The 19,531-nt window shown below is 41.5% G+C and carries 19 protein-coding genes, 2 tRNA genes and 1 riboswitch; of the genes, 16 read left to right on the top strand and 5 right to left on the bottom strand.

What is annotated here, in order from left to right:
• The first annotated feature begins 61 nt into the window (after window positions 1-61).
• Window positions 62-1,741: an AAA family ATPase gene (locus ACWJAF_RS10145; protein ID WP_448863652.1), complete on the top strand. Its 1,680-nt coding sequence runs from the start codon at window positions 62-64 to the stop codon at window positions 1,739-1,741.
• A gap of 125 nt (window positions 1,742-1,866) precedes the next feature.
• On the opposite strand, the gene ACWJAF_RS10140 is transcribed toward ACWJAF_RS10145, so the two are convergent.
• The 4 genes from ACWJAF_RS10140 to ACWJAF_RS10125 all read right to left on the bottom strand — a co-directional run bounded on the left by ACWJAF_RS10140 (window position 1,867) and on the right by ACWJAF_RS10125 (window position 5,128).
• Complete coding sequence (locus ACWJAF_RS10140; protein ID WP_448863650.1) at window positions 1,867-2,535, bottom strand: phosphatase PAP2 family protein; 669 nt, start codon at window positions 2,533-2,535, stop codon at window positions 1,867-1,869.
• A 141-nt stretch (window positions 2,536-2,676) separates the two neighbouring features.
• The gene (locus ACWJAF_RS10135) at window positions 2,677-3,498 is read right to left on the bottom strand and encodes a glycerophosphodiester phosphodiesterase (RefSeq protein WP_296030893.1); all 822 of its coding nucleotides are present in this window, start codon (window positions 3,496-3,498) and stop codon (window positions 2,677-2,679) included.
• 76 nt (window positions 3,499-3,574) lie between these two features.
• Complete coding sequence (locus ACWJAF_RS10130; RefSeq protein WP_448863648.1) at window positions 3,575-4,498, bottom strand: diacylglycerol/lipid kinase family protein; 924 nt, start codon at window positions 4,496-4,498, stop codon at window positions 3,575-3,577.
• A 27-nt stretch (window positions 4,499-4,525) separates the two neighbouring features.
• A complete protein-coding gene (locus ACWJAF_RS10125) occupies window positions 4,526-5,128 on the bottom strand; it encodes a TetR/AcrR family transcriptional regulator (RefSeq protein WP_448863646.1) in 603 nt (200 codons plus the stop codon).
• A 231-nt stretch (window positions 5,129-5,359) separates the two neighbouring features.
• Between ACWJAF_RS10125 and ACWJAF_RS10120 the strand changes: the two genes are divergently transcribed.
• From ACWJAF_RS10120 to ACWJAF_RS10105, 4 genes are all read left to right on the top strand, one after another.
• Entirely contained in the window at window positions 5,360-7,516 is a 2,157-nt protein-coding gene (locus tag ACWJAF_RS10120; protein ID WP_448863644.1) for a Tex family protein, read from the top strand.
• Window positions 7,517-7,694: 178 nt separating this feature from the next.
• Complete coding sequence (locus ACWJAF_RS10115; protein ID WP_448863642.1) at window positions 7,695-8,591, top strand: YitT family protein; 897 nt, start codon at window positions 7,695-7,697, stop codon at window positions 8,589-8,591.
• Between the two features lie 62 nt (window positions 8,592-8,653).
• Window positions 8,654-10,273 (top strand): phosphoenolpyruvate--protein phosphotransferase, encoded by a 1,620-nt coding sequence (gene ptsP, locus ACWJAF_RS10110; RefSeq protein ID WP_448863640.1) that lies wholly within the window; start codon window positions 8,654-8,656, stop codon window positions 10,271-10,273.
• Window positions 10,274-10,443: 170 nt separating this feature from the next.
• Window positions 10,444-10,604, top strand: a riboswitch (FMN riboswitch).
• Between the two features lie 222 nt (window positions 10,605-10,826).
• Window positions 10,827-11,456, top strand: a complete 630-nt coding sequence (locus ACWJAF_RS10105; protein WP_448863638.1) for an ECF transporter S component — start codon at window positions 10,827-10,829, stop codon at window positions 11,454-11,456.
• A gap of 443 nt (window positions 11,457-11,899) precedes the next feature.
• Here ACWJAF_RS10105 and ACWJAF_RS10100 read toward each other — a convergent pair whose 3' ends face one another.
• The gene (locus ACWJAF_RS10100; RefSeq protein WP_448863636.1) at window positions 11,900-12,268 is read right to left on the bottom strand and encodes a VOC family protein; all 369 of its coding nucleotides are present in this window, start codon (window positions 12,266-12,268) and stop codon (window positions 11,900-11,902) included.
• 251 nt (window positions 12,269-12,519) lie between these two features.
• Between ACWJAF_RS10100 and tsaE the strand changes: the two genes are divergently transcribed.
• The 11 genes from tsaE to ACWJAF_RS10045 all read left to right on the top strand — a co-directional run bounded on the left by tsaE (window position 12,520) and on the right by ACWJAF_RS10045 (window position 19,083).
• A complete protein-coding gene (tsaE, locus tag ACWJAF_RS10095; RefSeq protein WP_296034007.1) occupies window positions 12,520-12,945 on the top strand; it encodes a tRNA (adenosine(37)-N6)-threonylcarbamoyltransferase complex ATPase subunit type 1 TsaE in 426 nt (141 codons plus the stop codon).
• Window positions 12,933-13,667: a tRNA (adenosine(37)-N6)-threonylcarbamoyltransferase complex dimerization subunit type 1 TsaB gene (gene tsaB, locus ACWJAF_RS10090; protein WP_296093865.1), complete on the top strand. Its 735-nt coding sequence runs from the start codon at window positions 12,933-12,935 to the stop codon at window positions 13,665-13,667. The genes tsaE and tsaB overlap by 13 nt, the downstream gene beginning before the upstream one ends.
• Complete coding sequence (locus tag ACWJAF_RS10085) at window positions 13,660-14,694, top strand: threonine aldolase family protein (protein WP_296034009.1); 1,035 nt, start codon at window positions 13,660-13,662, stop codon at window positions 14,692-14,694. The genes tsaB and ACWJAF_RS10085 overlap by 8 nt, the downstream gene beginning before the upstream one ends.
• Window positions 14,688-15,152, top strand: a complete 465-nt coding sequence (gene rimI / locus ACWJAF_RS10080) for a ribosomal protein S18-alanine N-acetyltransferase (protein WP_296093877.1) — start codon at window positions 14,688-14,690, stop codon at window positions 15,150-15,152. The genes ACWJAF_RS10085 and rimI overlap by 7 nt, the downstream gene beginning before the upstream one ends.
• A gap of 140 nt (window positions 15,153-15,292) precedes the next feature.
• Window positions 15,293-15,556, top strand: coding sequence for a hypothetical protein (locus tag ACWJAF_RS10075; protein WP_448863633.1), 264 nt, complete (start codon window positions 15,293-15,295; stop codon window positions 15,554-15,556).
• Between the two features lie 83 nt (window positions 15,557-15,639).
• Window positions 15,640-16,548, top strand: a complete 909-nt coding sequence (locus ACWJAF_RS10070) for a ribonuclease Z (protein ID WP_448863631.1) — start codon at window positions 15,640-15,642, stop codon at window positions 16,546-16,548.
• A 10-nt stretch (window positions 16,549-16,558) separates the two neighbouring features.
• Window positions 16,559-17,587 carry a tRNA (adenosine(37)-N6)-threonylcarbamoyltransferase complex transferase subunit TsaD gene (gene tsaD / locus ACWJAF_RS10065; protein ID WP_296034013.1) on the top strand — a complete coding sequence of 343 codons (1,029 nt, stop codon included), beginning with the start codon at window positions 16,559-16,561 and terminating at the stop codon, window positions 17,585-17,587.
• 28 nt (window positions 17,588-17,615) lie between these two features.
• A complete protein-coding gene (ispD, locus tag ACWJAF_RS10060; RefSeq protein ID WP_448863628.1) occupies window positions 17,616-18,335 on the top strand; it encodes a 2-C-methyl-D-erythritol 4-phosphate cytidylyltransferase in 720 nt (239 codons plus the stop codon).
• 103 nt (window positions 18,336-18,438) lie between these two features.
• Window positions 18,439-18,621 carry a DUF6783 domain-containing protein gene (locus tag ACWJAF_RS10055; RefSeq protein WP_448863626.1) on the top strand — a complete coding sequence of 61 codons (183 nt, stop codon included), beginning with the start codon at window positions 18,439-18,441 and terminating at the stop codon, window positions 18,619-18,621.
• 165 nt (window positions 18,622-18,786) lie between these two features.
• Window positions 18,787-18,872: transfer RNA gene (locus ACWJAF_RS10050), tRNA-Ser, on the top strand.
• Window positions 18,873-18,993: 121 nt separating this feature from the next.
• Window positions 18,994-19,083, top strand: a tRNA-Ser gene (locus ACWJAF_RS10045).
• Window positions 19,084-19,531: the final 448 nt, after the last annotated feature.

Raw genomic sequence — 19,531 nt, 5'->3', positions numbered from 1 at the left:
GACATGATAATGGACTATTAAAATTTGATATATCAAAGAGAAGACAAAAAGGAGGGAGAAAGTGAAGGACAGACTTAATATTCCTGTAGGAATTTCCGATTTTAAGAAAATTCGGGAAAATGGATATTATTATGTAGATAAGAGTGGATTGCTGAAAGAACTATTAAAAAGAGAATCTGCAGAAGTTACACTGATTACCCGTCCAAGACATTTTGGAAAAACAATGGGAATGAGCATGCTGGCTCATTTTTTGGATATACGTTTTGATAATAAAAAGTTATTTGATGGTCTTGAAATTGCAAAGGATGAGACATTATGCAACGTATGGATGAACCAGTGTCCGGTTGTATTTCTGACATTGAAAGATATTGACGGGCTTACATTTGAAGATGCTTATGAAAGGCTTGCAGTTCAGATATCTAATCTGTATAAAGAACACGCATACTTGCTGGAAAATGAAAAAATGGATCTGGATGACAGGCAACTTTTTAAAGATTTGAAAAGTGGGAATTCCGGAAAAATCCAGGTTGGACAATCGCTCTATACATTGATCAGACTGATGAGAGATTATTACGGCAAACAAGTTATTTTGCTGTTGGATGAATATGATGTACCAATGGCAAAAGCGAGCAGCAATGGTTATTATGAACAGATGCTGGACATCATGAAAGAGATTATGAGCACAGCATTAAAAGATAATGCAGCACTTCAGTTTGCTGTAATTACAGGATGTCTTAAGATTGCGAAAGAAAGTATCTTTACAGGAACGAATAATTTTGTGTCAGATAATATTACAGATTCCAGATTTAATGAATATTTTGGTTTTACACAGACTGAAGTGGATACTATTCTTTATGATGCCGGCACGACAGAACATGCGGAAGAAGTGAAAACATGGTATGATGGATATCATTTTGGACAATTTGATGTATACTGTCCATGGGATGTCATGAATTATATGCGTGATCTTCAGCGTGATCCCAAAGCAGCACCGGCAGGATACTGGAAGAATACGAGTGATAATGCAGTAATCCGGTCTTTTATCGATTATGCAGGAAGCAATATTACTAAGAAACTGGAAACGTTGCTTGCCGGAGGATATATTGTACAACGGATTGATGAAAATCTCACGTATGATTATCTGCATTCATCGGAAGATAATCTTTGGAGTATTTTATATCTGACAGGATATCTTACGAAAGTGAGGGAGGATAATCTAACGGGATCTGTAAGAGATGGGATGGCGGCACTGGTGATTCCAAACGCAGAAATCCGGGAAATATTTGAAACGACAATTATAAAATGGTTTGATGACAGTGCAAAAACCTGGAGTAGAAAAGGACTTTTTGATGCAGTATGGTCCGGGAACAGTGAAAGATTGACCCATGAAATGAATACATTATTACGGAAAACAATCAGCTATCATGATTATAAAGAAGATTTTTATCATGCGTTTCTTGCCGGAATATTTACAGGAGCGGGTTATTCAGTGGAATCGAACCGTGAACATGGAGAGGGACGAAGTGATGTCGTCGTATATGATATCGCAAATGGAAGGGCTGCTGTTTTTGAGGCGAAAGTATCTAAGAATATAGAAAAAATGGAAGCGGATAGTGATACAGCAATAAGACAAATAGCAGACCGTATGTATACAAAAGAGCTGGAAGAAGAGTATGATCAGATATTCAGTTATGGGATTGCATTCTTCAAAAAACGTTGTCTGGTAAAGAAAAGCAAATAGATATTAGAATGCATGGCGATACAAAAAGAGGGGTATGAATGATTATAAATTCATACCTCTCTTTTTCTTGTTACATGCCAAAGCATACAGGAGAAGCTGCCAGTGGCAGGTCCTCTGTATACCATTTAAGTCGGCTGCTGGGAAAGCTTAGGAGCCTTCTTGTCAGCTGTTACATACACGAATGGATAAATGACACAAGCCATCGTAACGGCTGCAATCACGTCTGTTACCGAATGCTGTTTTAAGAACATGGTAGACAGAACGATAAGACCTGCCAGAACATAGGCACTGATCTGAATCCATCTGTGCTTTTTAAGATCATTACTGTGTGAAATTGCAATGCAGGCACCAAGCGAATTAAATACGTGAATACTAGGAAGTACGTTGGTTGGTGTATCTGCCTTATATATCATCTTTACCAGATCTGTAAATACATTGTCCCTTGGAAAAACGGTTGGTCTCAAGTTTAATGCATTTGGGAAAATGGTGCAAATAATCAGGAAAACTGTCATTCCAGAGAATAAAAAAGCACACAGCCTGTAAAATCCCCATTTATCCTTAATCAGGAAATAAGCCACTGTAACAGCGATAAATACAAACCATAATAAATATGGAACAATGAAATATTCTATAAAAGGAATATGATTGTCAATTGGAGAATGAATCATGTAATGCCGTACATTTGTACGCCGCTCCAGGTAAACAAACCATGGCATATAGATCAGGAAGTATAACAGTACCCAGGCGTGACGATATTTCTTCAAAAAACTATTTGCTTTATCAATGGCCTTCATATGAACTACCCCTTTTTCAAAGCCTTTGCTATTATCTTATCTTGTTTCAAAGCGCATTATAACATGAAAAAATTGAATCAACAACCAAGTTCATGGAATCTTAACATTTTTCGAGTTTGCATGTCGTGCAATATTAATATATTAATAATACGCTTTCTTCCTCTCAAAAATCTGCATATCATAATGCATCTTTCCTTTTTTTAGTGCATCCGGTGTACGAAGCGTCCACACAGCAATCGGAAGACGGAGGAATCTCTTAAGAAACCAGACTTCAAAGGACGGGAGATCTGCAAGTTTATAAGAGATGAAATCAGGTCTTCCAAGCACATTTCCAAGTAAATGCTTTACAACAAAGGTCAGGATCCATGGTTCCGGGAGATTATCTGCTGTCAAATTGGAAGATAACTGACCGCGCAGTACATGTGGAACATGGCGCCTGAACCACCAGATGCCGAGTGTGTTAAAAGACTGTACCATAAAAGGTCCCTGATATCTGGAGAGCACATCCCAGGTCTTCTGACAGATTTTGAGTGAAGTTTTTGGAATCTTAAGTTCGATCAGCAGAGGAACCCGGCCGTCGACGAGAGAGAGCACATCCGTTAACAGAGGAATGGTCTCATCTGTGTTGGAAAGCCGGCAGGTCTTAAGTTCTTTGAGTGACAGATTTTCAATCTGTTCCGGTCGTCCGCAGATGCGTTCCAGAGTATCATCGTGAAAAACGATCAGCTGTCCGTCTTTGGAAAGATGAACATCCAATTCGATTCCGTAACCACGGGAAATAGCTGCGCGGAAAGATGGAATCGAGTTTTCGGGGATTCCTTTTTCGATACAATGGTAACCTCTGTGAGCAAACATCGTATGAAGAAACGGATGAATCTGTCGCTTCCTGGAACGTCTTGGCCAGATCAGATAAAAATACGAAGCAACGAAAAATGTAATAATTCCGAAAATCAACAAAAGCATAGTAATGTCCTCCTATCACAGGATCGCCGTAAACATAGAATTATATGGGCAATCCAAAACAATCAGAATGTGTACATTATTTGCATGGTGTGATGATACGAAGTTTCTGATCTTCCAGGTGAACATGGATTCCTTTTTGTAAGAATACAGGTTCGCCGTCAGTATGTACAGGAAGTGCACGGTCACTGGTGACTGTAACTTCCGTGCAGGTATCGATATTGATTCCCCGGAAGCGTGTATGCCAGCCTTTAAAGGCAGTCGGCAGCAGGCAGAGAACCTTAAGCCTTGGAAGATCTGAGACAGTAATGATATCCAGCCTGTCATCACTGCAGTCGGCAGCAGGGCAGAAGCGGAAGCCTCCTCCTTCATAGCCGAGATTCATAACAGCTGTAAAGTAGACTTTGTGATAAGTCTTTGTAATACCGTCTTCGGTTGTAATGGTCATCGTTACAGGTTTTAATGTCAGAAGTTTATGAAGTGCAACGCCAAGATAAGTAAGTTTTCCAAGTTTCAGACGATTTAGGAATGCTTTCAAAGGAGTCACCATCACCTGATGGCAGACAGCAGCATCAAATCCAAGACCGGTACTTACAGCGAAGCGGCGGTGCTTATCTTCATAATCAAGCACACCGATGTTCATATAAGTATAATGCGACGGTGCGAGGATTTCGTCAAGAGTTTCCTGGATATCTGTCGGAAGACCGACACCTCTTGCAAAGTCGTTGCCGGAACCAAGCGGAAGATATCCAAGCGTAACCTTGTCAAGAAAGGCGATTCCATCGATAACCTCATTCAAAGTCCCGTCGCCGCCAAGCACAACGATGGTATGATGTTCCCCGTCAGAAGTAAGATCGTGCACCAGTCTGGTAGCATGGTGCTGGTATTTGGTAAATAGAACCTGATAGGTAATCTTTCTGTCTTTTAAGATCTGCTCAATCTGCTTCCAGAGCAGGATACCCCTGCCGGATCTGGCATTGGGATTGGCAATAAATGTGTACATATTATAATCATCCTTTGTATACAATAATTAAAATAATCCGTTCAGGTACGTTTCTAAAGAACGCTGCATATTTCCTTCAAAGTCAGCATTTCCACTTTTCAGACACCATTCGAATACATTTCCGATGACGATCATACGGATGTCGGTGGTAATATCTTCCAGATCCGCAGAAGGAGAGATGATGCCGGCGTCAATCACACGTTTCAGATAATTATGAACCGTGATGATTGGATAAGGACGTTCTGTACGGCTTAAAGGGTTCAGGGACTGATTCTTTGGTGTATAGTAATTGGCCATAAATTCAACTCCGAGCTCTTCACAGTAGTGGACATAATTAAGGTAGACAGAGATAATCGCTTTCTTTGTCTCACCGGCATCAGCAGGAAGACCGAGCAGATCCGGGTCCATGCTTGGCTGTTCTTCAATATAATAGGAAAGAAGATCATCCTTTGTTTTAAAATGATGATAAAAGCTCCCGTTAGAAACACCTGCTTCTTCGCAGATGTTTTTAATAGAAAGCTGTTCATATCCCTGCTTTTGCAAGATGCGTTTGGCTGCCTGGAAGATTTTTGCCTTCGTTTCTCTGGATTTGATTTGTTGTTTTGAGAGTCCCTGTGTTTCCTGATTCATAAGTAAAACCTCTTTTTAGTCTTTATATTTCCTAATAAGTTCAATTATGTTCAGTATAACATAGGAAATATGTATTTTCAAGAAAACAGAGTGAACTCTGTATTGTCCATTCCATTGCATAGAGTAGTGAATTCAGTTATAATTATCCGCGGTGACAAGGGGAAATTTTGCTGTTGTACACACAGTGCTGAAAACCCCTTTTGAATACAGCAGAAAGGTATAGGCAAATGTATGGATATTAATCAGGTGATTACCGGAGAACTTGGTGTCAAAAGATGGCAGGTAGATGCTGCGGTAAAATTAATTGATGAAGGCAACACGATTCCATTTATCGCAAGATATAGAAAAGAAGCAACGGGAACGCTGGACGATGCACAGCTTAGAACCCTGTATGAAAGATTGTTATATCTGCGCAATCTGGAAGAAAAGAAAGAACAGGTATTGGCAAGCATCGAAGAACAGGGGAAGCTTACAGAAGACCTTAAGAAGCAGATCCTGGCAGCAGAGACGCTGGTTGTAGTAGAGGATCTGTACCGTCCGTACCGACCGAAAAGGCGGACACGTGCAACCATCGCAAAAGAAAAAGGACTGGAACCACTGGCAGCACTTATTACATTACAGAAGGCTGATAAGCCGGTAGAGACTTATGCGCTCGAATATGTGAATCCGGAAAAAGAAGTTGCTACTGCAAAAGAAGCAGTTGACGGGGCAAAGGATATCATTGCAGAATCTGTATCAGATGAAGCAGATTACAGAAGCTGGATCAGAAAAGCAACCATGCAGAAGGGAAAAGTCATTTCCCAGGCAAAGGATGAAAAGGCAGAATCGGTCTATGAGATGTATTATGACTTTGAAGAGCCGGTCAGCAAGCTTGCAGGACACCGCGTGCTTGCACTCAACAGAGGGGAAAAAGAAAAATTCCTGAATGTTAAGATCGAAGCACCACAGGAAGACATCATCCGTTATCTGGAAAAGAAGATGATCCATGGGGACAATCCATATACAACTCCAATTCTACAGGAAGTAGCAGAAGACAGTTATAAGCGTCTGATCGCGCCGGCAATCGAAAGGGAAATCCGCAGTGAATTGACAGAAAAAGCAGAAGATGGGGCAATCAGTGTATTTAAAAAGAACCTGCACCAGCTTCTGATGCAGCCTCCGATCGTCGGACGGACGGTTCTTGGATGGGATCCGGCCTTCCGTACAGGTTGTAAGCTTGCAGTAGTAGATCCGACCGGAAAAGTCATTGGAACGACGGTTATCTATCCGACGGCACCGACAACACCGAAGAAGATCGAAGCGTCCAAAGATTTATTAAAGAAGATTATTCCAAAATACAATATCACACTGATCTCAGTGGGAAATGGAACCGCATCCAGAGAATCAGAGCAGTTCATTGTAGAACTCTTAAAAGAAATTCCACAAAAAGTGCAGTATGTAATTGTAAATGAAGCAGGGGCTTCGGTATATTCAGCAAGTAAGCTTGCGTCGGAAGAATTTCCGAAATTTGACGTAGGACAGAGAAGTGCGACGTCCATCGCAAGAAGACTGCAGGATCCGCTTGCCGAACTTGTAAAGATTGATCCAAAATCAATCGGAGTCGGTCAGTATCAGCACGATATGAATCAGAAAAAGCTAAGCGAGGCATTATCAGGAGTTGTAGAAGACTGTGTGAATAAAGTAGGAGTTGATCTCAACACGGCTTCAGCACCGCTTCTTTCATATATTTCCGGAATCTCTGGTGCAATTGCTAAGAATATTGTGGCATACAGAGAGGAAAACGGAAGATTCACAGATCGTAAACAGCTGTTAAAGGTTGCAAAACTTGGACCAAAAGCATTCGAACAGTGTGCCGGGTTTATGAGAATCCAGGGCGGAGACAATCCGTTAGACGGAACAAGCGTGCATCCGGAATCTTACGAAGCAGCAGAAAAACTTCTGAAAAAACAGGGATTTTCACTGGATGATATCACAGGTGGAAAACTGACAGGTCTTTCGCTTACAATCGGTGATTATGCGAAGGTTGCAAAAGAACTGGAGATTGGTGAGATTACCTTAAGAGATATCGTAAAAGAGCTTGAAAAACCAGGCCGTGATCCACGTGACGAGATGCCAAAACCAATCTTAAGAACAGATGTCCTGGATATGAAAGACTTAAAAGAGGGCATGATCTTAAAAGGAACAGTAAGAAATGTAATTGACTTTGGTGTATTTGTCGATATCGGAGTACATCAGGATGGACTGGTTCACATTTCCGAAATTACAGATAAGAAATTTATTAAGCATCCACTGGAAGTAGTAAGTGTAGGAGACATTGTGGATGTAAAGGTCATGAGCGTAGATCTCAAAAAGAAGAGAATCCAGCTTACGATGAAGGGGATTAATTAAAAGTAATATCAGATGTAAAGCGTGTCTGAATCACCATGCGTTCGGAAGGAGCTGACGGTGGCAGGTCCTGCAGATATAAAGAATTTTATACAGGCGGAGAATAAAAAAATAAATATGAAGGTGTGGCGTAATGGGGAATGCCACATTTGTACAAAGTATACAGAGAGGATTGGAAACAATGAAGAATAATTGGGGAAAAACTTTGATGACACTGCTCGGTGTACTGGGCGGAAATCTTACGCTGGCTTTTGCAGTAGCAGCTTTTATCATACCTAATGGAATTATTATGGGCGGGGCAACAGGTATCGGTCTTACAATCAGCCATTATTTACCGGTTAATCTGTCTGTGATCATATTTGCAGTCAATGCGATGCTGTTCATTTTAGGAGCGGTATTTCTTGGAAAAAAATTCGCACTGACAACGATTATAAGTACATTTACCTATCCGGTATTTTTATCGGTTGTACAGTCGATTCCGGGGATTGATCACGTGACAGATAATGCAATGCTGGCAGCTTTGTATGGAGGTGTGATACTTGGAATCGGAATTGGTCTTGTGGTAAGAGTTGGAGCTTCCACAGGAGGAACAGATATCCTTGCACTTGTGTTACACAAATGGTTCCATATCCCGGTTGCTGTATTTTTATATATTGTAGATTTTTCTGTTCTGGGAATCCAGATGCTGTTTTCTGATTCGGAACAGATTCTGTATGGTATTTTGAACCTGGTTTTAAGTACCATCGTTTTAAACCGTATGATGCTCCTTGGAAAATCACAGATCCAGCTCTTTGTAATATCGGATAAATATAGAGAAATCCGTGAAAAAGTGTTAAAAGAAATCGATGCAGGAGTAACGATGGTAGATATCGAGACCGGATACGGAGAAAAGAAGCAGCAGGGGGTATTATGTGTCATCCACAGCAGAAAACTATATTCTGTAAAGGAAGCAATCCAGGAGATTGATCCGAAAGCATTTATTACGATCACACAGATCAACGAAGTAAGAGGACGTGGATTTACCATGGAAAAGCTTCGTTATGATGAGGTGAACGAGAACAAAATTACGAAAAACTAGACTTTACTCGTATTGTGAGTTAGAATGTTAACAAAGAATGAAGGAAGGAAGAGGTATCATTTATGGAGACGTATACTGGCAAATCAATATTTAAAGGAATTGCAATTGGAAAAATATTGTTCTACCAGAAGGGAGAACAACCTGTAAAACGTATGAAAATAGAAGATACTGCTGAGCAGATCAAACGTTATGAGGATGCCCGCGCAAAAGCAGCAGAGCAGTTACAGGGACTGTATGAAAAAGCGTTAAAAGAAGTTGGAGAAGCGAACGCAGCTGTATTTGAAGTACATCAGATGATGCTGGAAGACGATGATTATATCGATTCTGTTGTTAATATCATCGAGACACAGCAGGTAAATGCAGAATTCGCTGTGGCAACTACCGGAGACAACTTCGCGAAAATGTTTGCTGAAATGGAAGACGATTACTTCAAGGCAAGAGCGGCAGACGTAAAAGACATTTCCGAGCGTATGGTAAATATCTTAAGCGGTAATGAAAGCGGCGGAGCAATCGGAGACGAACCTGTAATCGTAGTAGCAGAAGACCTTGCACCAAGTGAAACAGTTCAGATGGACAAAGAAAAACTTCTGGCATTTGTAACAAGACTTGGATCTGCAAACTCTCATACAGCAATTCTTGCCAGAACAATGAATATCCCGGCATTGATCGAAGTAGACATCAAAGAAGAGTGGAATGGTAAGATGGCAGTTGTAGATGGCTATACAGGCACATTCTACATTGATCCGGATGAAGAGACTCTTAAGAAAATGCAGGAGAAAAAGGAAGAAGACATCAAAGCAAGAGAACTTCTTCAGAAATTAAAAGGAAAAGAAGACGTTACTGTAGATGGAAAACATATCAAATTATATGCCAATATCGGTGGAGTAAAAGACGTTGCAAGTGTACTTGCCAATGATGCAGCCGGAATCGGTCTGTTCAGAAGTGAATTCTTATATCTGGAAGCAGATAATTATCCGGATGAAGAAGCGCAGTTCCAGGCATACAAGACAGTTGCAGAGAACATGGCAGGTAAAAAAGTAATCGTACGTACACTTGATATCGGAGCAGATAAGCAGGTAGATTACTTCAACCTGGATCACGAAGAGAACCCGGCTATGGGATACCGTGCAATCCGTATCTGCTTAGACAGAAGAGATATCTTCCGTACACAGCTTCGTGCACTGTTACGTGCCAGCGCTTATGGTAATATCGGAATTATGTATCCAATGATCATCTCTGTAGATGAAGTAAAAGAAATCAAGAAGATCGTAGAGTCTATCAAGGCAGAACTGACAGAAAAAGGAATCGAGTATGGTAATGTAGAACAGGGTATCATGATCGAGACACCTGCAGCAGTTATGATCAGTGACCTTCTGGCAGAAGAAGTAGACTTCTTCAGTATCGGAACAAACGATCTGACCCAGTATACACTGGCAATCGACAGACAGAACAGTAAACTTGACAACATCTACGATGCACATCATCCGGCAGTACTCCGCATGATCCAGAAGACGATCGAAAATGGACACAAGGCAGGATGCTGGGTTGGTATCTGTGGAGAACTCGGAGCAGACATGACTCTGACAGAGACATTCCTTAAGATGGGAATCGACGAATTATCCGTATCACCAACATTCGTACTCCCAATCAGAAAACTGATCCGCGAGATGAGCACAAAATAAGAATGATTCAAGTTATGAATCAAATTATTATTCGCTTGAATTTTATTGCGTAAGAAAGTGATTCAGGCGAGAAGGGTGTTCCTTTTGAACAGCAATCCAAATATAAATGTGATTGGAGTTAATTAGCTGTTGCGAGGGAGAGTAATCTGTATTATAATATCTGAGAAAAGAAGATTCTTCGGGGCAGGGTGCAATTCCCAACCGGCGGTAAAGTCCGCGAACTGATTTAAAAAAATGACTGTTCAGTAATAACAGGACAGGTATCAGAAAAATCAGCCGATCTGGTGAAATTCCGGAACCGACAGTAAAGTCTGGATGAGAGAAGGATGATGCGATAATTGCAGAATTAATATTTGAAAAATCATAGCCCCGGTACTTCAAGTGCCGGGGTTTTTGCTGTAAGTGACAGGAGAGATGATATACCAACGTGTACATCCACTTTCTAAGATGCAGGATTATTTCAAATAAATTACAAGTGACAATTTGCTAATCGCATGGTTCGAATTAAGAAGTTTCTTCCTTTAGAAATTTATAAGTTTAAAGGAGAAGAAAGATGAGTACAGAAGTAATGGCAAAACAAAATGAAAGAAACAGAAACAAGATCAGAACGATGGCACAGATCGGTATGCTCTCAGCAATTGCAACCGTATTGATGCTGTTCGAGATCCCGCTTCCATTTGCACCATCGTTTTACGAGATTGACTTTAGTGAAGTACCGATCCTGATCGGAAGCTTTGCAATGGGGCCGCTCGCAGGAGCTGCAATAGAATTTATCAAGATTTTATTAAACTTTGCAATCAACGGAACCTTAACAGCAGGAGTCGGTGAAATCGCAAACTTCCTGATTGGATGTTCCCTGGTTGTGCCGGCAGCAATGATATACCGCAAAAAACACACCAGAAACGGCGCCTTGCTTGGCATGGTGACAGGAACCGTCTTCATGACCGTAGTCGGATGCTTCATGAACGCCTACATCCTGCTCCCTGCATACGCCAAAGCCTTCGGAATGCCACTTGATGCGCTGGTAGGAATGGGAACAGCAGTCAACAAACATATCACAGACATCAAGACATTTGTGATTCTGGCAGTAGGACCGTTTAATCTGCTGAAAGGAACATTGGTGTCATTGATAGTGTTCCTGGTTTATAAAAAAATAAGTCCGATCTTAAAAATGAATGCGTAGGATTGCTGTTTAATACACTAGTTCATGGTGGCCTCCCGGTCCATGAGAAAGCGCTGGTATCCTATTTGCTGCTAGATGTCACGATGCAGAAGTTCTAAGGAAGTCCGACTTTCCTAAGGACGAAAGGGACTCCGCTCCAAACTCGCCGTTCGGCTCAAACAGTGTCGCTCCGTCCCTTTAACGGAAAGTCAAACTGCCTAAGAACTTCTACACATCGCGCCAAAAAACGCTGCAAACAGGATACCAGCGCTTTCTCATGTCGTGATTGGCAGGCGATAGTGTATGAAATAGTTGGAGGGCGTAACCGTGAATGCTTACCCCGGGAGTATCATAAAAAGAACTACCGGGGTAAGCATTCTCAGTTACGCCCTCCATTTAATACATTAAGTATCGCATACGCAAGGACCGGGAATCCACCCCAAATTAATGTATTAAACAGCAATTTATTCTGCCGGACAAATCTCCACCCAATACCCATCCGGATCATTGATAAAGTAAATACCCATCTCAGGATTTTCAAAACAGACACAATCCATTTCCTTATGGAATGCAAACGCCGCATCCATATCATCTGTCTGCATAGCCAGATGAATCTCGTTATCTCCAAGATCATAAGGTCTGTCCATATCACGAAGCCATGTAAGCTCTAATTTGTGCGGGGTAGTATCATCGCCTAAGAAGACAAGCTTAAAACTTCCGTCATCTGCAACCGTTTCTTTTGTAACTTTCAGTCCAAGAGCTTTTTTGTAGAACTCAATAGACTTATCAAGGTCAGCAACATTGATATTATTGTGATAAAAAGTGAATTTCATAAGTATTCCTCCTGATAAAATAATGAATTGTAATTGTCAGACAATATGTACAGACAGCCGGTATCTTTAGTGTTATTATTCATGATACCTAAGTATGCAATAGAAGCTGCCGATGGCAGATCCTATGTATTACCTTATGTTTCTGAGTATAACATGAGTAGCAGAAGAAAAAAAGATGTGTTATACTTAAAGATACTGAATAATAATAACAATGTAACATAAAAAGTGTGAAATATAGAAAGGGAGCGCTTATGATAATAGAGACAAACAGCGAAAAAGAGACATGGGATCTTGGCTTTAGGCTGGGTGAAAAGGCCTGCGCTGGACAGGTGTATACACTGGTGGGAGATCTTGGAGTAGGAAAGACTATATTTACCAAAGGACTTGCCAAAGGACTGGGAATAGAAGAACCGGTCAGCAGCCCGACATTTACTATTGTGCAGATCTACGAAGAAGGAAGACTTCCTTTTTATCATTTTGATGTGTACAGAATCGGTGATGTGGAAGAGATGGATGAGATCGGTTACGAAGATTATATCTATGGAGAAGGCGTAAGTCTGATTGAGTGGGCGAATCTGATTGAGGAAATATTGCCGGAACATTATACAGAGATTAAAATAGAAAAGGATCTGGAAAAAGGATTCGATTACCGGAGGATTACGATATGCGAATATTAGCATTAGACAGCTCAGGCCTGGTTGCCAGCGTAGCTGTAGTAGAAGACGGGGCAATGGACGACCAGGTCGTTGCCGAATATACAGTTAATTATAAAAAGACACACTCCCAGACATTGCTTCCAATGCTGGATGAGATTGTAAAGATGACAGAGATGGATCTTAACACCGTTGATGCAATCGCGGTTGCAGGCGGACCGGGATCGTTTACCGGGCTTCGTATAGGATCAGCAACAGCGAAGGGGCTTGGACTGGCACTTAAGAAACCACTGATTCATATTCCTACATTAGAAGGCCTTGCATATAATCTGTGTGGAATAACAGATATCGTATGCCCGATCATGGACGCAAGACGCGGACAGGTATATGCGGGTATCTATGAATTTAAGAATCAGGAGATTCAGGTACTGGAAGATCAGATGGCAGTTCCGATCGAAGAATTGGGAGAAAAACTGAAGAAATATCTGAAAGAAGGAAGAAGAGTAACATTCCTCGGGGATGGAGTGCCTGTGCATAAGGCAAAATTAACAGAAGAGATCCTTCCGGGAGAAAATATTACATTTGCTCCGGCGAATATGAACCGTCAGAGAGCCGCATCCGTAGGAACACTGGGAATGCAGTATTATAAAGCAGGAAAAACAGAAAGTGCAATAGAGCATCAGCCGGATTATCTCCGCGTGTCTCAGGCAGAAAGAGAACGGAAGGAGAGACTTGGACATGTATAGATTTCAATGTGATTATACAGAAGGTGCGCATCCGGCAATTATGCAGCGCATGGTAGAGACTAATTTTGAACAGACAAATGGATATGGACTGGATCCATATTGTGACAGCGCGAGAAAAAAGATAAAAGATTTATGTGAATGCCAGGAGGCAGATGTGCATTTTCTCGTGGGAGGAACACAGACGAATACAACAGTGATCAGTGCAGCACTTCGTCCATACCAGGGAGCAGTTGCGGCTGTCAGTGGACATATCAATGTACATGAGACAGGAGCGATCGAGGCGACCGGCCATAAAGTTATGCCACTTCCAAGTGAGGATGGAAAGATCAGCGCCGCACAGGTAGATGAACTGTGCCATGCACACTGGACGGATGGAAGCCAGGAACATATGGTACAGCCAGGTATGGTATATATTTCTCATCCGACAGAAAATGGAACATTGTATACAAAAAAAGAACTGATGGATCTTTATGAAGTGTGTAAGAAATACGACATCTACCTCTTCCTTGACGGGGCAAGACTCGGATACGGACTGATGGCAGAAACAAATGATATTACACTTGCAGATCTTGCAAAGTATACAGATGTATTTTACATCGGCGGAACCAAGGTGGGAGCATTGTTTGGTGAGGCAGTCGTGATCACAAATGATGCACTGAAAAAAGATTTTCGTTATATGATCAAACAGAACGGCGGCATGCTCGCAAAAGGACGTCTTCTGGGAATCCAGTTCGATACACTGTTCACGGATGATCTGTATTTTAAGATTTCTGCACGGGCAGATGAGTTTGCCATGAAGCTTAGAAAAGCATTTACAGATAAGGGCTACGGTCTTTTGTACGATTCCTATACGAACCAGCAGTTCCCGGTGATCCCGGATGCAGATCTTGAAAAGTTAAAAGAAAAGTATGTATTCGAGTTCTGGAGCAAGGTGTCAGAGTCAGAAAGTGCCGTAAGATTCTGTACAAGCTGGGCGACAAAGCCGGAAGCTGTAGAGGCACTTATCAGGGACATAGAAGCATGTTAGACATACGAAGAGCGCAACAGGAAGACCTTCCGGGGCTGGCGGTTCTGGAAAAAGAAATATTTTCAGATGCGTGGAGTGAAAAAAGCCTGTTGGAGACATGGAATCAGAAAAATGCAGAGATTTTTATCGCAAATAATGCGCAAAAAGAAGAAGTAAAAGACAGATGCCGGATTGCAGGTTATGTGATCTTTTATTATGTGCTGGATGAAGGAGAAATCGCGAGAATAGCGGTATCCCCTGACATGCGTCGCTGCGGTGCTGCCACACAGATTTTCCAGTTCCTTAAGGAATTTTGTAAGAAAAAAGAAATAAAAAAAATCATGCTGGAAGTCCGGGAAAGTAATGAACCTGCAAGAGCATTTTATAAAAAATGCGGATTTACAGAAGATGGAATCAGAAAGAATTATTATGAAAATCCAAAAGAAAATGCAGTATTAATGTCAATAATACTGGACTAGAGCGTGTCTGCGAAATCATTTCTTAAAGATACACTCTAAACAATGGAAATTCTTACAACACTTTCCACTAGGCAGTACAGAAGTGGAAAGCTATAATATAGGCGTATCCGAAGAAAAAGTGTGACTACAGGAGGAATGGTATGCGCCAGTTTGTAGAACAGACAAGAGAAACAAAAGAATTAACACAGATCATATGTAATAAATGCGGTAAGAGGATTCCTGTTATACAGGGGGTTCCCCGTGAGGATGTCTTAAGTATAGATAAAAGATGGGGATATTTTTCTGAAAAAGATAACAGGATAGATCATTTTGACTTATGTGAAGAATGTTACGATGAACTGACAGCCGGATTTAAGATCCGGCCGGATAATATAGAAAGATGCCAGGATTGCAGGAGCGTGTAGCGCGGAACAATCCGCAGGTATCGAAGCTGTGGACTTTTGACCCCGGCATCAGAGAAATATAAAAATAGAAATAGAGGAAAATTATGTTAGATGTATGTTTGTTAGGAACAGGAGGGATGATGCCGCTGCCATACCGGTGGCTGACATCCCTGATGGTTCGATATAATGGCAGCAGTCTGTTAATTGACTGTGGAGAAGGCACACAGATTGCAGTAAAAGAAAAAGGATGGAGCTTTAAACCAATCGATGTCATCTGTTTTACCCACTATCACGGGGATCATATCAGTGGACTTCCGGGACTGCTCCTTACTATGGGAAATGCAGACCGTACTAAGCCGCTTACACTAATCGGACCAAAAGGACTGGAGCGGGTAGTGAATTCACTGCGTGTAATCGCACCAGAACTTCCATTCCAGATTAAGTACAAAGAAATCACAGAGCCGGAGCAGACATTCGAGATGAATGGTTACCGGCTAAAAGCATTTCGTGTCAACCACAATGTAATATGCTATGGCTATACCATGGAAATTGACCGTGCCGGCAAATTCGATGTGGAAAGGGCAACGGCGTCCAATATTCCGCAGAAATACTGGGGATTATTGCAAAAAGGTGAGACAGTAGAGACGCAGAGACATGTCTACACACCGGATATGGTACTTGGACCGGCAAGAAAAGGGATTAAGCTTACATATTGTACAGATACAAGACCGACAGAGTCGATCAGGGAAAATGCAAAAAAATCAGATCTGTTCATATGTGAAGGTATGTACGGGGAAAAAGATAAACAGAAAAAAGCCAAAGAATACAAACACATGACTTTTTATGAAGCAGCACAGCTTGCAAAAGATGCACAGGTAAAAGAGATGTGGCTGACACACTACAGTCCGTCACTTACAAAGCCGGAGGAATACATGGATGATGTTAAAGCAATATTCCCGAATTCGATCGCTGCAAAAGATAAAAGATCTGTAGAACTGGTATTTGAGGATTAGGAGGAAGAACATGAGCGAGACAAAAGACGTATTAATACTGGCGATTGAAAGCTCCTGCGATGAGACAGCGGCAGCAGTCGTAAAAAACGGAAGAGAAGTATTGTCCAATGTGATTTCTTCGCAGATTGCACTGCATACTCTTTATGGGGGTGTTGTGCCGGAGATCGCATCCAGAAAACATATAGAAAAGATCAACCAGGTGATTGAGGAAGCACTAAAAGAAGCAGATGTTACCCTTGAGGATATTGATGCAATCGGTGTTACTTATGGACCAGGGCTGGTAGGTGCACTGTTAGTAGGTGTGGCGGAAGCAAAAGCTATCGCTTACGCAGCAGGAAAGCCACTGGTAGGTGTACACCATATAGAAGGACATATTGCGGCCAATTTTATTGAACACAAAGAACTGGAGCCGCCATTCTTTTCACTGGTTGTATCCGGAGGACATACACACCTGGTGCGTGTAAAAGACTACGGAAAATTCGATATTATCGGAAGAACCAGGGACGATGCGGCAGGAGAAGCATTTGATAAAGTAGCTCGTGCAATCGGACTTGGATATCCCGGTGGACCAAAGATTGATAAAGTAGCAAAAGAAGGAAATCCGGATGCCATAGCATTTCCACGTGCAAATGTAGAAGATGCGCCTTATGATTTTAGCTTCAGTGGATTAAAATCAGCCGTATTAAATTATATCAATGGATGCAAGATGAAAGGCAAAGAGTACAATCAGGCAGACATAGCAGCGTCTTTCCAGAAAGCAGTTACCGATGTACTGGTTGCAAAAGCCATGCATGCAGTAGAAGAGTACAAAGTAGATAAATTTGCCATAGCAGGCGGAGTTGCATCCAACAGTGCACTACGTGCGGCCATGAAAGAAGCATGTGAAGAAAGAGGCGTGAAGTTTTATTACCCGTCTCCGATCTTCTGTACGGATAATGCAGCGATGATCGGTGTGGCAGCCTATTATGAATATATGAATGGAACCAGAAGTGGATGGGATCTGAATGCAGTTCCGAATCTGAAGCTTGGTGAGCGCTAATCAGGTGAATTAAGGCAGGGAAGAGCAAATGAAAAAGAGATGCGTGGCAATTGTGCTTTCGGCAGGACAGGGAAAAAGAATGGGAACATCTATTCAGAAGCAGTATATTGAACTGTGTGGAAAACCAATTATCTGTTATTGCCTGGAAGCATTTGAAAAATCAGAGATTATTGATGATGTGATCATGGTGGCCGGAGCCGGACAGGAAGATTATGTGACGGAAGAGATTGTGAATAAATATCACTTCGGAAAAGTACGTGCAGTAGTTCCGGGTGGTAAAGAACGCTACGATTCTGTCTGGAGTGGATTAAAGGCTATCCGTGACGGTATGGCAGGAGAAGAGGCAAAAGAAGGCTACGTGTATATTCATGATGGCGCCAGACCGTTTGTAGACGAAGAAATTATAAAGAGAGGTTATACATGTGTGGAAGAAAACCGTGCATGTGTTGCTGGTATGCCGAGTAAGGATACAGTAAAGATCGTAGACGAAAATCAGTTCGCAGTTACTACGCCTGTACGCAAATATGTATGGATCATACAGACCCCGCAGGTATTCGAAACAGCACTTATTACACAGGCGTATGAGAAGCTGATGAAGCATGACCGTGAAAATGTAACAGACGATGCCATGGTAGTGGAACAGGAAATGCAGATACCTGTAAAGCTGTTTGAAGGCTCTTATTGTAATATTAAGATTACGACACCGGAAGATCTGGAGACAGCGAAAGGATTTATTGAAAGTATATAAGAACTGTCTCTTTTGATCTGATACCACGAATTGCCTGACGGCTATGCTTTGGGAATAGTCTTTTTGTGAGCACAGTAAACAAATCGTAATAGCCAGGCAATTTATGGCATCGTCACATAGGGCATGTCGGGAAAGACATTCATACAATCTATATGTCCCGCTTTGTGGTATATTTTGTCTTCGTTCGGTTGACGTAGCCCACTATGCCGTCCTCATTCAGACAAAATCACACACAAATTGTGACGTACATCTTGCGGGAAGCATTTTTCAGACATACTCGAACTAATATACTCCGAAATAGAAGTGTATACATATGTCAGAAATACCTGAAAATAAGAAAAATAGAAAAAAACAAAAAAAGTTTGAAAAAAGTGTTGACGACAGTGAAAAGCTGTGCTAGAATACATCTTGTCGCTGAGGTGATGCGGAAGCGACAGACAAGTTAATAGATGGAGAGGTATCGAAGTGGTCATAACGAGGCGGTCTTGAAAACCGTTTGTCCGAGAGGGCGCGTGGGTTCGAATCCCACCCTCTCCGCTTTATAAAAACTACCAAGTTTATCCTGGTAGTTTTTTATATGTCAAAGTATGTGAGGTGACATAGAGGTCTGACGCATACAAAGAGTTGAATTGTACGATGATGATCGAGCAGTTTATGTGGAGAAATACCCAAGCTGGCCGAAGGGGCTCCCCTGGAAAGGGAGTAGGTCGTTAATAGCGGCGCGAGGGTTCAAATCCCTCTTTCTCCGTTTGTTGATATATAAGTGGTACGAATAAAAAAGTTTAGAAAAACTTATTGACAAAGTTCGACTGCTGTGATATATTAACTGAGTCGTCGCGAGAGACAAGGCCGTGAGGCAACAGAGTCAACGCAGAAGACGGCAACATACATCTTTCAAAATAGATGAAAAACAATTTTAAAAAAAGAATAAAATAACAGTTGACAAACACAACTGAGTATGATATTCTAAATAAGCTGTCGCTGAGGCAAACGAATGTTTGAAACAAAGATAGCGATGACCGGTTGAAAAGCTGATCGAAAAAAGTTTAAAAAGTTCTTGACAAACGTCAATGAATATGATAAACTAAATGAGCCGATTTTAAACGGCGAAACAAAAAGAACCTTGATAATTAAACAATAGACAACAACCCTGAAAATTCTAAAGAGAATTATTCAGAACAGACATTTAGATGTCG

The sequence above is a fragment of the Dorea sp. genome (assembly GCF_977044405.1).
Note: the sequence above shows the minus strand (reverse complement) of the source record. Positions and strands in the feature narration are given on the sequence as shown.